This is a genomic window from Variovorax sp. 01T439_2, assembly GCF_056398445.1.
Genome location: NZ_JBFTPJ010000032.1, coordinates 1 through 14,045, shown reverse-complemented (window position 1 = coordinate 14,045; position 14,045 = coordinate 1). Strand labels below are relative to the sequence as shown.

Here is a 14,045-nt window from a genome sequence, read left to right as displayed (position 1 = left end):
GCGATAGCCCACGCCCTGCACCAGGCCGCGGACGACGAGATGGCGGGTGACGGCGGATGGATTCATGGCATGGGCAGCATCAGTACGACTTGGGCAGGCCGAGCGCCTTTTCCGCGATGAAGTTCAGGATCATCTGCGGACTGACCGGCGCAATGCGCGGAATGTAGCTCTCGCGCAGCAGCCGCTCGACATGGTATTCCTTCGCATAGCCCATGCCGCCCAGCGTGAGAACCGCGTTCTGGCAGGCGTCGTGCGCCGCCTCGGCCGCGAGGTACTTGGCGGCGTTGGCCTCGATGCCGCAGGGCTCGCCCGCGTCGTACAGCGTGGCGGCCTTGAACACCATCAGGTCGGCCGCCTCCAGGTTGGCCCAGGCGCGCGCGAGCGGATGCGCCACGCCCTGGTTCTGGCCGATCGGCCGGCCGAACACGACGCGCTCCTGCGCGTACTGCGCGGCGATGCGCAGCGCGGCGCGGCCGATKCCGATGGCTTCGGCCGCAATCAATATKCGCTCGGGGTTGAGCCCGTGCAGGATGTATTCGAAGCCGCGCCCCTCCTCGCCGATGCGGTCTTCCTCCGGCACTTCGAGCCCGTCGATGAAGAGCATGTTCGAGTCCACCGCCGCGCGGCCGAGCTTGTGGATCTCGCGCACCTCGACCTTGGCGCGGTCCAGCGGCGTGTAGAACAGCGTGAGCCCCTGCGTGGGCTTCTTCACCTGATCGAGCGGCGTGGTGCGCGTGAGGATCAGCATGCGGTCGGCCACCTGCGCGGTCGATATCCATATCTTGCGGCCGTGCAGCAGGTAGCTGCCGTTCGGCTGGCGCACCGCCTGCGTCTTGAGGCGGGTGGTGTCGAGCCCCGCGTCGGGCTCGGTCACGGCGAAGCAGGCCTTCTCGGTGCCCGCGATCAGCGGCGGCAGGAAACGCTGGCGCTGTGCCTCGCTGCCGAACACCACCACCGGGTTGAGCCCGAAGATGTTCATGTGCACCGACGAAGCGCCCGACATGCCCGCGCCCGACGCGCTGATGGCGCGCATCATCAGCGCCGCCTCGGTGATGCCCAGGCCCGCGCCGCCCTGCGCCTCGGGCATCGCGATGCCGAGCCAGCCGCTGTCGGCCACGGCGCGGTGGAACTCGTGCGGGAACGCGGCGCGGTCGTCGTGGTCGCGCCAGTAGTCGGCGGGAAAGTCTTCGCACAGCCGCTCGATGGCGRCCACCAGCGAGCGCTGGTCTTCATTGAGGGAGAAGTTCATTCGTCGTTGTCCTTGGGTGGAGCCGGCTGCAGCGTGACGCCGCGCGCGAGCAGGTGGTCGATGGCTTCATCGCCATAGCCCGCTTCGCGCAGCAGCTCGACGCTCTGCTCGCCGATGCGCGGCGCCATGCGGCGGATGCCCGCGGGCGTGGCGCTGTAGCGTCCGACCGGCGCGAGCGTGCGGATGCGGCCTTCGCTCGGGTGGTCGAACTCGGGAAAGAAATCGACCGCGCGCAGGTGCGGATCGTCGATCAGGCTCTCGGTGCTGTGCAGGCGCGCGACCGGAATGTCGGCCGCTTCCAGCAGCGCCATCCATTCGTCGCTGCCGCGCGTGGCCATCACCTCGGCCACGAACGCATAGACCGCGCCGATGTTCGCGGCGCGCGCCGTGTGCGTGCCGAACATCGGCGAGGCGCGCAGCTCGGGCCGGCCGATCAGATCGAAGAAGGCCTGCCAGTGCTTGTCGTTGTAGATCAGCACGCTGAGGTAGCCGTCGGCCGTGGCGTAGGGCTTGCGGTGCGCAGCGAGCAGGCGTGCATAGCCGGTGGGACCGAGCGGCGGCTCGAAGCTGTGGCCGCCCAGGTGGTCGCCCATCACGAACTGCGAGAGCGCCTCGAACATCGGCACCTCCACCGCCTGGCCTTTGCCCGTGCGCTGCGCGTGCAGCACGGCCGCGAGCAGCGCGATGGCCGCCTGCAGCCCCACGGCGCGGTCGGCCAGCGTGACGGGCGCATAGCGCGGCGCACCGCCGCTTTGCTGCGCGAACAGCGAGGCGACGCCGGCCGCGCCCTGGATCAGGTCGTCGTAGGCGGGCTTGCCGGCATAGGGGCCCTCTTCGCCATAGCCGAAGGCGCCGAGATAGACGATCTTCGGATTGGCCGCGGCCACGGCCTCGTAGCCGAGCCCGAGCCGCGCCATCGCCTGCGGGCGCGTGTTGTAGATCAGCGCATCGCAGCCCGCCGCGAGCCTGAGGCACGCCTCGCGGCCTTCGGGCTGCTTGAGGTCGAGCACGATCGAGCGCTTGTTGCGGTTCAGGTGCAGCGCCATCGCGCCCATGCCGGCATGGCGCATCGGGCCGACCGCGCGCAGGTTGTCGCCTGACGGTGGTTCGACCTTGATGACGTCGGCGCCGAGGTCGCCGAGCGTCTGCGTGGCGTAGGGACCCATCACCACGGCCGTGAGGTCGAGGATGCGGATGCCTTGAAGTGGTCCGGTGGCATTCATGTCTTTGCTCCTTCCCCTTCCGGGGGAAGGTTGGGATGGGGGCAGGCAGAGCGCCCGATGGAGGCGCCGCTGGCCCCCACCCCTGCCCTCCCCCGGGAGGGGAGGGAGGAATTCAAATTCAACAGCACGCTCATTCGGGCTGGATGCCGGCAGCCTGGATCAGCTTCTTCCACTTGGCCAGTTCCGAAACGGTGAACGCCCCGAGTTCTTCCGGCGTGCTGCCGAAGGCATCGAAGCCCAGCTTCGCCACGCGCTCGCGGAAGGCCGTGCCGTTCGCCATCTCCGACAGCACCTTGTTGAGCTTCAGCACCACATCGCGCGGCGTGCCGGCCGGCGCGAACACGCCGTTCCACGAGGTGATGTCGAAGCCCTTGAGCTCGGGCGTCTCGGCCAGCGGCGGCAGTTCCGGAAACAGCTTGGTGCGCTCCTGCGTGGTCACGGCAATCGCGCGCATCTTGCCGGCCTTCACCGTGGCGAGCCCCGCGGCCAGGTCGACCACCATCATCGACACCTGCCCGCCGATCAGGTCGGCAATGGCGGGCGGCGTGCTCTTGTAGGGCACGTGCAGCATCGGCACGCCGCTCATGCGCGAGAGCGTGGCGCCGCTCACGATGCCGGTGCTGTTGCCGCTCGCATAGGTCAGCTTGCCCGGGTGCGCGCGGCCCCAGGCCAGCAGCTCGGCCACGCTCTTCACCGGCAGCTCGTTGTTGACCACCAGCATGAACGGCAGGTTGCCCATGCGGCCCACGGGCGCGAAGTCCTTCACCGGGTCGTAGGGCAGCGACTTCATCAGGCTCGGATTGGCCGAGTGCGTGGTGTTGGTGGTCATGAAGAGCGTGTAGCCGTCGGGCGGCGCCTTGGCCACGAACTCGGCGGCAATCACGCCGTTGGCGCCCGCGCGGTTGTCGACGATGACCGAGGCCTTGAGCGCCTCGCCCAGCATCTGCGCCGTGATGCGCGCCACCGCGTCGGTGCCGCTGCCGGCCGCGAAGGGCACGATCAGCTTGATCGGCTGCTTCGGGTAGCCCTCCTGCGCAAAGGCCCAGGGCGCCGCGCCGGCCAGGCCCGCGGCGGCGCCGATGGAAATGAAACGGCGGCGGCTTGCCACCGCGACCGTGGTTGTCGCGTTCTTCATCGTCTGCATGGTTCTTGTCTCCGGGGGTTGTCGTTCAGGGCCGGATCACGCGCTCCGGCGATTCCTCGTACGGCGGGCTGTAGATGACCAGCACGCGCACCGGCTCGTCGCTCACCACCGTGAAGGTGTGCATCGCATCGGCCGGAAAAAAGCAGCTGTCGCCCGGGTGCAGCTCCTGCCGCTGGCCGCCCACCTCGGCGACCGCGCGGCCTTCGAGCATGTAGCAGACCTGCTCGATGCCCGGGTGCGCATGGGGCAGCGCGCCCTTGCCCTTCTGGATATGGCCGACCAGCACCTCGAGCTGCTTCGCGCCCACGGTCTCGGGGCCGATCAGCCGCTTGTTGAGCGTGCCGGTGTGGTTGGCCGGGTGGTAGCCGGCGATGTCGCTTTCGCGGACGAAGTAGCGTGGGGAGGTCATTGTTTCGATCAGCCTTTGTGTTCGATGGCCAGGCAGGCGGAGCGCAGCATGGCGGCCACCTCGTCGATGCGCGGCTCGAGCCGGTAGCGCGGGCCCGCCACCGAAATGGCATAGGCCTCGCCGCCGATGCGCAACGGCCATGCAAGGCCGACGAGGTCGGGGATGCTTTCGCCGAGGTTGCCGTACCAGCCGCGCGCGGGCGAGCGTTCGAGCTCCTGCTCGATGGCCTCGGGCGTGGTCAGCGTGGCGTCGGTCAGCGGCGCCAGCGGCGTGGCGGCCAGCAGCTTGCGGCGCGCCTCGGGCGCGAGCGTGGAGAGCAGCGCGCGGCCCATCGAATTGGCGTAGGCCGGGCGCGTCTCGCCTGCTTCGGCCGAATAGCGGATGCTCTGCGGCGCGCTCAGCACTTCCAGGTAGACGACCGTGTTCGGGTCGCGGAACTTGCCGAATAGCACGGTTTCGCGTGCGCCGTCGCGCAGCTCTTCGAGCGCGGGCCGCACGCGGTCGAGCACCGGGTCGTGCGCCGCAATGACCTGCGCCATGGCCAGCAGCCGGCCGGTCGGGTAGTAGCCCTGACGGCGGCCGGTCTCGTACATGTAGCCCTGCTCTTCGAGCGTGCGGATCAGCCCGAGGCAGCTGGACACCGGCATCTCGAGCAGGCGCGCCATCTCGGACAGCGCCAGCGGCTGCTTCTCCCGGGCAAAGAGCTCGACGATCTCGATCACGCGAAACGCTGTTTTCACAACCATGAAGAAATTTTCGCGTATGTGAAAAACAAAAGCCTCAGGGTTTGCCCCTGGCTGCGCCTCCTTTCAGCGTAGTCGCCGGTAACGCATGCCGTCGTCAGTAGCCCCGGACCGGATCGACCACGCCGCTGACCGGCAGGCCTTGCTCCATCGCGCGGATCTTTCCGGCGATCTGCGCGATGGACTCCTCGCGCAGCGTGCGCGCCGAGCCGTGCGGCGTGACGGTGATCTTCGGGTGGCGCCAGAAGGCGTGGTCGGCGGGCAGCGGCTCGACCTGGAACACGTCGAGCGTGGCGCCGGCCAGCTGGCCTGCATCGAGCATCGGGATCAGGTCGTCTTCCACCAGGTGCGCGCCGCGCGCGATGTTGATGAGATAGCCGCCCGGCCGCAGCTTGCCGAGCGTCTCGCGGTTGAGGATGCCGCGCGTGGCCTCGGTCAGCGGCAGCAGGTTGACCAGCACGCGCGTGGACGACAGGAATTCGCCGAACTGCGCCTCGCCGCTGCACACCTGCACGCCCTCGATGGCTTTTGGCGAACGGCTCCAGCCCAGCACCGGAAACTCGAACTGCGCGACTGCCCTGGCCACGCGCTCGCCAAGCACGCCCAGCCCCATGATGCCGACCGGAAAATCGCGCCGAAGCTTCGGCTTGCGGTAGCTCCAGCGGCCTTCTCGCGCATCGGCCTCGTAGACATCGAACTCGCGGAAGTGCCGGATCAGCGTGTGGCACACGTACTCGGCCATCTGCACCGACATGCCGGCGTCGTCGAGCCGCACGATGCGCGTCTGCGGCGGGACTTTCAGCTTGAGCAGCGCATCGACGCCCGCGCCGATGTTGAACAGGCCGCGCAGCCCGGGCTGCTCGTCGAGCAGCTGCTGGGGCGGCGCCCACACCACCGCGTGGTCGGCCTGGGCGGCACCCGGCTTCCAGGTCTCGATCTGCGCATCGGGCAGCTCGGCCCGGAGGCCTTCGATCCAGGGTTCGGGGCGGTTGTCGGTCAGTGAAACGATGATTTTCATGAGCCGGATCTTAGGGGCCCCGGCCCACGTACCGGATCGGCAGCTTGTACCGCCGGAGGCCTTCTTCTATGCTCGTGCGCGACCATCCAGAACATCGACACACCCGGAGACCCCAGCATGATCAAAGTCAGCGTGATGTACCCCTACACCGAAGGCGCGCGGTTCGACCACGCCTACTACCGCGACAAGCACATGCCCCTCCTGAAGGCACGCATGGGCGATGCCTGCAGGTCCTACACCATCGACAAGGGACTGGCGGGCGGCGCGCCCGGCATGCCGCCGACCTACGTCGGCATGTGCCACGTGTTCTGCGACTCGGCCGACGCCTTCCAGGCGGCGTTCGGCCCGCATGCCAAGGAGATCCTGGGCGACATCAAGAACTACACCGACATCGCGCCGGTGRTGCAGATCAGCGAAGTGGTGGTGGGTTAAACCGCCGCCGCAGCCATCCGCAATAGCTCGTCGCCCTCGGCCACCTGCTCGCCGGGCGAGAACATCAGTTCTTCCACCGTGCCGTCGGCCGGCGCGGCAATGGTGTGCTCCATCTTCATGGCCTCCATGACGGCCAATGGCTGGCCTCGGCTGACCTTGTCGCCGGCCTTGACCGCGAAGGACACCACCTTGCCGGGCATCGGCGCGGTGAGCCGGCCGGCTTCGGCATGGGTGTCGCCGGCATGGGCCAGGCGGTCGATGGACGTGATCTTCGTGGCGCCCTTCGACGCGAACACATGGGCCGTGGCACCGTCCAGATGCACGTCCACGGTCTGCCGCATACCGGCAAACTCGACCTCGAACTCGCCCGTCGGGAACTGGCCCACGACCAGCGGGCCTTCAACGCCGCCGGCTTCGAGCCACAGGCTGCCGTCGCGCCTGTAGCTCAGCACGGCCGTCTGCTCGGCACCACGGAATTCGAAGTCGAAGTGGCGCCGGTACTCGCCATGCGAGCGCCAGCCGTCGCGCCGCTCGAACGGATAGTGCGCGCCCACCGGCCGCTCGGTGACCAGCGTGCGCGTGATGGCGGCGGCCGCGGCCAGCGGCAGGCCCAGCGCCTCGCGGTCGAACAGCACGGCGCGCTCGCGCTCGATCAGCGCGGTGTCGAGGTTGGCCTTGGCGAACGACTCGGTCGCGAGGATGCCACGCAGGAACTGCACGTTGGTCGACACGCCGACGATCTGCACCTGCGCCAGCGCCGCATCGAGCCGCGCCAGCGCCTCGTCGCGCGTGCTGCCGTGCACGATCAGCTTGGCGATCATCGAGTCGTAGAACGGAGAGATCTCGCCGCCCTCGCGCACGCCGTCGTCGATGCGCACGCGGCTGCGCTGGAAGGCCGTCGCCTGCGGCTTGCGGTAGACGCGCAAGCTGCCTGTCGCAGGCAGGAAGTTGTTGTCGGGATTCTCGGCGCAGATGCGCGCCTCGATCGCGTGGCCATGGATCTGCAGCTCCTGCTGCTTTGCGGGCAGCGCTTCGCCCGAGGCCACGCGCAGCTGCCATTCGACGAGGTCGAGGCCGGTGATCGCTTCGGTCACCGGATGCTCCACCTGCAGGCGGGTATTCATCTCCATGAAGAAGAAATTCATCTCGCCGCCTTCGCGCTGCTCGACGATGAATTCCACCGTGCCGGCGCCGACGTAGTTCACCGCACGCGCTGCCGCCACGGCCGCCTCGCCCATCTGCTTGCGCATCGCCTCGGTCATGCCGGGCGCGGGCGCCTCTTCCAGCACCTTCTGGTGGCGCCTCTGCACCGAGCAGTCGCGCTCGAACAGGTAGACGTAGTTGCCGTGCGTGTCGCCGAACACCTGGATCTCGATGTGGCGCGGGCGCTGCACGTACTTCTCGATCAGCACCGCGTCGTCGCCGAAGCTGTTGGTCGCCTCGCGCTGGCACGAGGCGAGCGCCGCCGCAAAGTCTTCGGCCCGGTCGACAGCGCGCATGCCCTTGCCGCCGCCGCCCGCGCTGGCCTTGATGAGCACGGGGTAGCCGATGCGGTCGGCCTCGCGTTGCAGCAGCTGCGGGTCCTGGTCGTGGCCGTGGTAGCCGGGCACCAGCGGCACGCCGGCCTTTTCCATCAGCTGCTTCGACTCGGCCTTCAGGCCCATCGCCTTGATGGCCGAAGGCGGCGGGCCGATGAAGACCAGGCCCGCGTCGGCGCAGGCCTGTGCGAACTCCTCGTTCTCGCTCAGGAAGCCGTAGCCGGGATGCACGGCTTCGGCGCCCGTGGCCTTGGCGGCCTCGAGGATCTTTTCCCAGCGCAGGTAGCTGTCTTTCGGTGCGCTGCCGCCGAGGTGCACCGATTCGTCGCAGGCGCGCACGTGGTTGGCATGCGCGTCGGCATCGGAGTACACGGCCACGGTGCGGATCGCCATGCGGCGTGCGGTTGCGGCCACGCGGCAGGCGATCTCGCCTCGGTTGGCAATGAGGATCTTCTTAAACATTCGGAGTGTCTCCCGGAGGATTCTTTTTCAGTTGGAATGCAGGCGTGACGCCCGGATCGGGCCGCCCGCTGAAGATGCGGGCCACGCGAGTGAACAGCGCCTTGAGAAAGCGCCAGCTCTTGCGGATGAGCCAGACGCTGAGCACCAGCACCAGGACGAACAGCACCAGGAAGACCAGCGGATGCGCCACCGCGAGCCACAGCCCGGTTGGCACCATCGTGTCCTCGACCAGCGACGCGCCCACGTTCGAGAACGGCTCGGGCGATGTGTTGATGGCCGCGCGCGTCGTGGCCTTGGCCGCATGCGCGGTGGCCGCGAAGCCGCCGCCCACGAGCGCGGCCACGATGGCCATCGCGCCATGGTCGGCACCGAACACGCTGGCCGCGAGCGCCGCGCCGGCGGGAATGCGGATGGCCGTGTGCACCACGTCCCACAGCGAATCGAGGCCCGGGATCTTGTCGGCGAAGAATTCGATGAAGACCATGAAGCCGCTGGCCGCGATGACCACCGGATGCGCCAGCAGCTGCAGCCCGCTGGGCAGCGGCACCCAGCCGAAGTAGCCGGCCAGCCCGGTCAGCAGCACGACCAGGTACAGCCGCACGCCGCTGGCCCAGCCGATGGCCGCGGCCAGTGCGAGCAGCTGGGGCATGTCGAGCGCATTCATCGCCTGGCGCTCAGTGGCCCAGCCAGGACGGCTTGCGTTTCTGCAGGAAGGCCTGCACGCCCTCGCGGCCTTCGTCGCTGGCGCGGATGTCGGCAATGCCTTCGACGGTCTTGGCGATCAGCGCGTCGTCGATCTCGCGGCCGTCCACGTCGGCGATCAGTTGCTTGCAGGCACGCACGGCGGCGGGGCTGGCGCCGGTGAGCGCCTTCAGGAGCTCGTCGACCTTGGCATCGAGCGCATCGGCCGCGACCACTTCATGCACGAAGCCGATGCGGTGCGCCTCGGCCGCGGTGAAGCGCTCGGCCGTGAGAAAGTAGCGCTGCGATGCGCGCGTGCCCATGGCGCGCAGCACGTACGGGCTGATGGTCGCGGGCACGAGGCCGATCTTGACTTCGCTGAGGCAATACCACGCGGTATCCACGCTCACGGCCATGTCGCAGGCCGCGACCAGGCCCATGCCGCCCGCATACACATCGCCCTGCACGCGCGCGATGGTGGGCTTGGGGCACTCGGCAATGGTGCGCAGCATGGTGGCCAGCTTGCCCGCGTCGGCGATGTTCTCGTCGCGCGTGTAGTCGGCCATGCGGCGCATCCAGTTGAGGTTGGCGCCCGCGCAGAAGGCCGGGCCGTTGGCGCCGAGCACGATGGCTTTGACCTGCGGCGCGGCGCCGGCGTCGGTGAAGGCTTGCGTGAGCTCGGCGATGACCACGTCGTCGAAAGCGTTGCGTGCGTCGGGCTGGTCTAGCCAGATGCGCGCTGCTGTGTCCTGGATTTCTAGTTTCAGTTTGGTGAAGGTCATGTCGATGATCCGTGGCGCGGTGCATGAAATGGTTGCAGTTCGTTCGGGGCGTGTGCACAGGCCACCGGGTACTCCCCTCCGCGAATGTCCCCCGGGCTTCGCCCTCCTCCTTTATTTCGCTGCGGGGAGCACCCGATGCCCTGTGCACTGGGGCAAGCTCTGAGTGAACCGCTGATCAACGACCGGCGTGCATAACGCTCACGTCGATGGGGTGCCTTGCGCAGCGAAATCAAGGAGGAGGCCGCAGGCCGGGGGACATTCGCGGAGCAAGGTACCCCGTCGGCGGGAGCGCACCCCGGAACGCGATGCCTGTATCGACCCCAAGCGCAAGAAAGCTGTGCCACGGCTACATCCGGAAGATGCCGAATTTYGGCTCGGGAATCGGCGCATTGCGCGACGCAGCCAAACCGAGCGCCAGCACCCGCCGCGTGTCCGCCGGGTCGATGATCCCGTCGTCCCACAGCCGCGCCGTTGCGTAGTAGGGGTGGCCCTGGTCTTCGTACTGCTGGCGGATCGGCGCCTTGAAGGCCTCTTCCTCTTCCTTGCTCCAGCTGCCGCCCTTCAATTCGATGCCGTCGCGCTTCACCGTGGCCAGCACGCTCGCGGCCTGCTCGCCGCCCATCACGCTGATGCGCGCGTTGGGCCACATCCAGAGGAAGCGCGGGCTGTAGGCCCGGCCGCACATCCCGTAGTTGCCGGCGCCGAAGCTGCCGCCGATGATGATGGTGAACTTGGGCACGTTGGCCGTGGCCACGGCCGTCACCATCTTGGCGCCGTGGCGCGCGATGCCCTCGTTCTCGTACTTGCGGCCCACCATGAAGCCCGTGATGTTCTGCAGGAACACCAGCGGCGTCTTGCGATGGCAGCACAGCTCGATGAAGTGCGCGCCCTTCTGCGCCGATTCGGAAAACAGGATGCCGTTGTTGGCGATGATGCCCACCGGCATGCCCTCGATCTCGGCAAAGCCGCAGACCAGCGTGGCGCCGAAGCGCGCCTTGAACTCGTGGAACTCGCTGCCGTCGACGATGCGCGCGATGATCTCGCGCACGTCGAAGGGCTTGCGCGTGTCGGTCGGGATCACGCCGTAGAGCTCTTCGCGCGGGAACTCGGGTGGGCACACCTCGGCCTTTGCGGTGTCCTGGGCCGAGGCCGCGTTCGCATTGAGATTGGCCACGGCCGAACGTGCGAGCGCCAGCGCATGCAGGTCGTTCTGCGCCAGGTGGTCGACCACGCCAGAGAGGCGCGTGTGCACGTCGCCACCACCCAGGTCCTCGGCCGTGACGACCTCGCCGGTGGCAGCCTTCACGAGCGGCGGGCCGCCCAGGAAGATGGTGCCCTGGTTCTTCACGATGATCGATTCGTCGCTCATCGCCGGCACATACGCGCCGCCCGCCGTGCACGAGCCCATGACCACCGCGATCTGCGCGATGCCCTGGGCGCTCATGTTGGCCTGGTTGTAGAAGATGCGGCCGAAGTGGTCGCGGTCGGGGAACACCTCGTCCTGGTTCGGCAGGTTGGCGCCGCCCGAGTCGACGAGGTAGATGCAGGGCAGGCGGTTCTGCTCGGCGATCTCCTGCGCGCGCAGGTGCTTCTTGACCGTCATCGGGTAATAGGTGCCGCCCTTCACCGTCGCATCGTTGCAGACGATCATGCAGTCGATGCCGTTCACCCGGCCGATGCCCGCGATGAGGCCCGCGCCGGGTGCCGACTCCGCGCCCTTGGCATCGAGGTACATCGCATGCGCGGCCAGCGGCGCAATCTCGAGGAAGGGCGTGCCGGGGTCGAGCAGCTCGGCCACGCGGTCGCGCGGCAGCAGCTTGCCGCGGGCCGTGTGCTTGGCGCGCGCGGCCTCGCCGCCGCCCTGCTCCACTTTGGCGAACTGCTTGTGCAGGTCGTCGACCAGCGCGCGCATGGCTGCGGCATTGGCCTGGAAGTCGGCCGAGCGGGCGTTGAGTTTGGTTTCGATCTTGCTCATGCTGTCTTTTCTTGTTCGAGGCCGAGCTGCTCGGCCATCGCTTCGCGGATCTTGAATTTCTGGATCTTGCCGGTCACCGTCATCGGAAACTCGGTGACGAAGCGGATGTACTTCGGCACCTTGTAGTGCGCGATCTGCCCCCTGCAGAAATCCCGGATCTCATCTTCGGTCGCGGCCTGGCCGGGCTTGGCGATGATCCAGGCGCACAGCTCCTCGCCGTACTTCCGGTCGGGCAGGCCGACCACCTGCACGTCCTGCACCTTCGGGTGGCGGTACAGGAATTCCTCGATCTCGCGCGGGTAGATGTTCTCGCCGCCGCGGATCACGAGGTCCTTGATGCGGCCGACGATGTTCACGTAGCCCTCGGCGTCCATGGTGGCCAGGTCGCCGGTGTGCATCCAGTGCTCGGTATCGATGGCTTCGCGCGTCTTGGACTCGTCCTCCCAGTAGCCGTGCATCACCGAGTAGCCGCGCGTGCAGAACTCGCCGGAGCTGCCGCGCGGCACGATGGCCCCGGTCTCGGGGTCGATGATCTTGATCTCCAGGTGCGGCTGCACCGTGCCCACGGTGGACACGCGCTTGTCCAGCGGCGTGTCGGTGCTGCTCTGGCAGCTCACGGGGCTGGTCTCGGTCATGCCGTAGGCGATGGTGATTTCGCCCAGGTGCATCTCGTTCACCACGCGCTTCATCACCTCGGTCGGGCACGGCGAGCCGGCCATGATGCCGGTGCGCAGCGTGGACAGGTCGAACTCCTTGAAGCGCGGATGGTCGAGCTCGGCAATGAACATGGTGGGCACGCCGTGCAGGCCGGTGCATTTTTCGGCCTGCACGGTCTCGAGCACCGTGAGCGGATCGAAGCCGTCGTTCGGGTACACGATGGCCGAGCCATGCGTGAGGCAGGCCAGGTTGCCGAGCACCATGCCGAAGCAATGGTAGAGCGGCACCGGAATGCACAGCCTGTCGGCCGGCGTGAGCTTCATGCATTCGCCGATGAAGAAGCCGTTGTTGAGGATGTTGCGGTGCGTGAGCGTCGCGCCCTTGGGAAAGCCCGTGGTGCCGCTCGTGAACTGGATGTTGATCGGGTCGGTGGCCTTGAGCGTCTTTTGCGTGGCGGCCACGCGCGGGTCGGCCGCATCGCCGCTCGCGAGCAGCTCGCTGAAGCGCTGCATGCCGGGCTCCTGCACATCGGCCGCGGCCTTGCCGTCGATCCAGAAGGTGTGGCGCAGCTGCGGCAGGCGCTGGGGGCCGAGCTCGCGCAGCATGCCGAGGTAGTCGCTGGTCTTGAACTGCGCCATCGTCACCAGCGCCTTGCAGCCGACCTTGTTGAGCGCGTATTCGAGCTCGGAGGTGCGGTAGGCCGGGTTGATGTTGACGAGGATCAGCCCGGCCTTGGCGGTCGCGATCTGCATCAGCACCCAGGGCGCGTTGTTGTGCGACCAGATGCCCACGCGGTCGCCGGGTGCGAGCCCCAGCTTCAGCAATGCGCTGGCCAGCTTGTTGGACTCGGCCTGCAGCTCGCGGTAGGTGAAGCGCTTGSCTTCGTGGCGGCTGACGAGCGCCTCGCGGTCGGGCTGCTTCGCGGCCATGCCGTCGAAGAAGTCGCCGATGGTTTGTTCGATGAGGGGGACGTTGGTGGCGCCCTTGGCGTAGCTCTTGTCCAGCGCAGCAGTCATGTTCATGTCCTTGTCTCCTGGTCTTGCTCCTTCCCCTCCGGGGGAAGGTTGGGATGGGGGCAGGCGGCGCTGGTTCGGCGCTGTGCTTCATCGGGCGCCGCTTGCCCCCACCCCTGCCCTCCCCCGAAAGGGGAGGGAGAAAAACATCCTAGGCGGTTTCAGCAAACAGCTCGCGCCCGATCAGCATGCGGCGGATCTCGCTCGTACCCGCACCGATCTCGTACAGCTTGGCGTCGCGCCACAGCCGCTCGACCGGAAAGTCCTTCGTGTAGCCCACGCCGCCCAGAGCCTGGATCGCCTCGCCGGCCATCCATGTCGCCTTCTCGGCCGAATAGAGAATGGCGCCGGCCGCGTCCTTGCGGAAGGTGCGCGCGTGGTCGTTGCGGTCGCAGGCCTTGCCCACCGCGTACACATAAGCGCGCGTGGCCTGCCAGGTCGAGTACATGTCGGCGAGCTTGCCCTGCATCAGCTGGAACTCGCCGATGCTCTGGCCGAACTGCTTGCGCTCGTGGATGAAGGGCAGCACCGCGTCCATGCAGGCCGCCATGATGCCCAGCGGCCCGCCCGAAAGCACCGCGCGCTCGTAGTCGAGACCGCTCATCAGCACCTTGGCGCCCATGCCTTCGCCGCCGAGCACGTTCTCTTCGGGCACTTCGCAGTTGTCGAAGAACAGCGGGTAGGTGTTGGAGCCACGCATGCCGAGCTTGTCGAGCTTG

Annotated in this window: 13 protein-coding genes; 1 reads left to right on the top strand and 12 read right to left on the bottom strand. The window is 67.9% G+C overall.

Translation table 11 applies throughout. The features are described 5' to 3' along the window. Nucleotides 1–79: 79 nt before the first annotated feature. From AC1DOC_RS02885 to AC1DOC_RS02860, 6 genes are all read right to left on the bottom strand, one after another. Nucleotides 80–1,249 (bottom strand): acyl-CoA dehydrogenase family protein, encoded by a 1,170-nt coding sequence (locus AC1DOC_RS02885; protein ID WP_478129381.1) that lies wholly within the window; start codon nucleotides 1,247–1,249, stop codon nucleotides 80–82. Continuing rightward, entirely contained in the window at nucleotides 1,246–2,472 is a 1,227-nt protein-coding gene (locus AC1DOC_RS02880; protein ID WP_478079282.1) for a CaiB/BaiF CoA transferase family protein, read from the bottom strand. Before AC1DOC_RS02880 ends, AC1DOC_RS02885 begins: the two co-directional genes overlap by 4 nt. A 130-nt stretch (nucleotides 2,473–2,602) precedes the next feature. After that, complete coding sequence (locus AC1DOC_RS02875; protein ID WP_478079283.1) at nucleotides 2,603–3,616, bottom strand: Bug family tripartite tricarboxylate transporter substrate binding protein; 1,014 nt, start codon at nucleotides 3,614–3,616, stop codon at nucleotides 2,603–2,605. Nucleotides 3,617–3,641: 25 nt separating this feature from the next. Further along, complete coding sequence (locus AC1DOC_RS02870; RefSeq protein ID WP_015867476.1) at nucleotides 3,642–4,025, bottom strand: cupin domain-containing protein; 384 nt, start codon at nucleotides 4,023–4,025, stop codon at nucleotides 3,642–3,644. An 8-nt stretch (nucleotides 4,026–4,033) separates the two neighbouring features. Then, complete coding sequence (locus AC1DOC_RS02865) at nucleotides 4,034–4,771, bottom strand: IclR family transcriptional regulator (RefSeq protein WP_027730328.1); 738 nt, start codon at nucleotides 4,769–4,771, stop codon at nucleotides 4,034–4,036. Between the two features lie 94 nt (nucleotides 4,772–4,865). After that, on the bottom strand, nucleotides 4,866–5,786 hold the full coding sequence (locus AC1DOC_RS02860; RefSeq protein WP_436037165.1) for a 2-hydroxyacid dehydrogenase: 921 nt from the start codon (nucleotides 5,784–5,786) through the stop codon (nucleotides 4,866–4,868). 117 nt (nucleotides 5,787–5,903) lie between these two features. Between AC1DOC_RS02860 and AC1DOC_RS02855 the strand changes: the two genes are divergently transcribed. Continuing rightward, nucleotides 5,904–6,218: an EthD family reductase gene (locus tag AC1DOC_RS02855; protein ID WP_478129380.1), complete on the top strand. Its 315-nt coding sequence runs from the start codon at nucleotides 5,904–5,906 to the stop codon at nucleotides 6,216–6,218. Here AC1DOC_RS02855 and AC1DOC_RS02850 read toward each other — a convergent pair. From AC1DOC_RS02850 to AC1DOC_RS02825, 6 genes are all read right to left on the bottom strand, one after another. Further along, on the bottom strand, nucleotides 6,215–8,218 hold the full coding sequence (locus AC1DOC_RS02850; RefSeq protein WP_436037167.1) for an acetyl/propionyl/methylcrotonyl-CoA carboxylase subunit alpha: 2,004 nt from the start codon (nucleotides 8,216–8,218) through the stop codon (nucleotides 6,215–6,217). The genes AC1DOC_RS02855 and AC1DOC_RS02850 overlap by 4 nt on opposite strands. Continuing rightward, nucleotides 8,211–8,882, bottom strand: coding sequence for a DUF4126 domain-containing protein (locus AC1DOC_RS02845; protein WP_015867481.1), 672 nt, complete (start codon nucleotides 8,880–8,882; stop codon nucleotides 8,211–8,213). The genes AC1DOC_RS02850 and AC1DOC_RS02845 overlap by 8 nt, the downstream gene beginning before the upstream one ends. A 10-nt stretch (nucleotides 8,883–8,892) precedes the next feature. Further along, nucleotides 8,893–9,681 (bottom strand): enoyl-CoA hydratase/isomerase family protein, encoded by a 789-nt coding sequence (locus AC1DOC_RS02840; RefSeq protein ID WP_436037170.1) that lies wholly within the window; start codon nucleotides 9,679–9,681, stop codon nucleotides 8,893–8,895. Nucleotides 9,682–10,027: 346 nt separating this feature from the next. Then, nucleotides 10,028–11,656, bottom strand: a complete 1,629-nt coding sequence (locus AC1DOC_RS02835; protein ID WP_436037172.1) for a carboxyl transferase domain-containing protein — start codon at nucleotides 11,654–11,656, stop codon at nucleotides 10,028–10,030. Beyond that, nucleotides 11,653–13,335: an AMP-binding protein gene (locus AC1DOC_RS02830; protein ID WP_478129379.1), complete on the bottom strand. Its 1,683-nt coding sequence runs from the start codon at nucleotides 13,333–13,335 to the stop codon at nucleotides 11,653–11,655. The genes AC1DOC_RS02835 and AC1DOC_RS02830 overlap by 4 nt, the downstream gene beginning before the upstream one ends. 142 nt (nucleotides 13,336–13,477) lie before the next feature. Then, nucleotides 13,478–14,045, bottom strand: a 568-nt coding sequence (locus tag AC1DOC_RS02825; protein WP_478129378.1) for an acyl-CoA dehydrogenase family protein, incomplete at its 5' end; no start/stop codon positions are given.

What these genes read in the sequence shown, in the direction of transcription:
- AC1DOC_RS02880 (WP_478079282.1), bottom strand. Translation starts at nt 2,472, where the DNA reads ATGAATGCCACCGGACCACTTCAAGGCATCCGCATCCTCGACCTCACG.
- AC1DOC_RS02875 (WP_478079283.1), bottom strand. Translation starts at nt 3,616, where the DNA reads ATGCAGACGATGAAGAACGCGACAACCACGGTCGCGGTGGCAAGCCGC.
- AC1DOC_RS02870 (WP_015867476.1), bottom strand. Translation starts at nt 4,025, where the DNA reads ATGACCTCCCCACGCTACTTCGTCCGCGAAAGCGACATCGCCGGCTAC.
- AC1DOC_RS02865 (WP_027730328.1), bottom strand. Translation starts at nt 4,771, where the DNA reads ATGGTTGTGAAAACAGCGTTTCGCGTGATCGAGATCGTCGAGCTCTTT.
- AC1DOC_RS02860 (WP_436037165.1), bottom strand. Translation starts at nt 5,786, where the DNA reads ATGAAAATCATCGTTTCACTGACCGACAACCGCCCCGAACCCTGGATC.
- AC1DOC_RS02850 (WP_436037167.1), bottom strand. Translation starts at nt 8,218, where the DNA reads ATGTTTAAGAAGATCCTCATTGCCAACCGAGGCGAGATCGCCTGCCGC.
- AC1DOC_RS02845 (WP_015867481.1), bottom strand. Translation starts at nt 8,882, where the DNA reads ATGAATGCGCTCGACATGCCCCAGCTGCTCGCACTGGCCGCGGCCATC.
- AC1DOC_RS02840 (WP_436037170.1), bottom strand. Translation starts at nt 9,681, where the DNA reads ATGACCTTCACCAAACTGAAACTAGAAATCCAGGACACAGCAGCGCGC.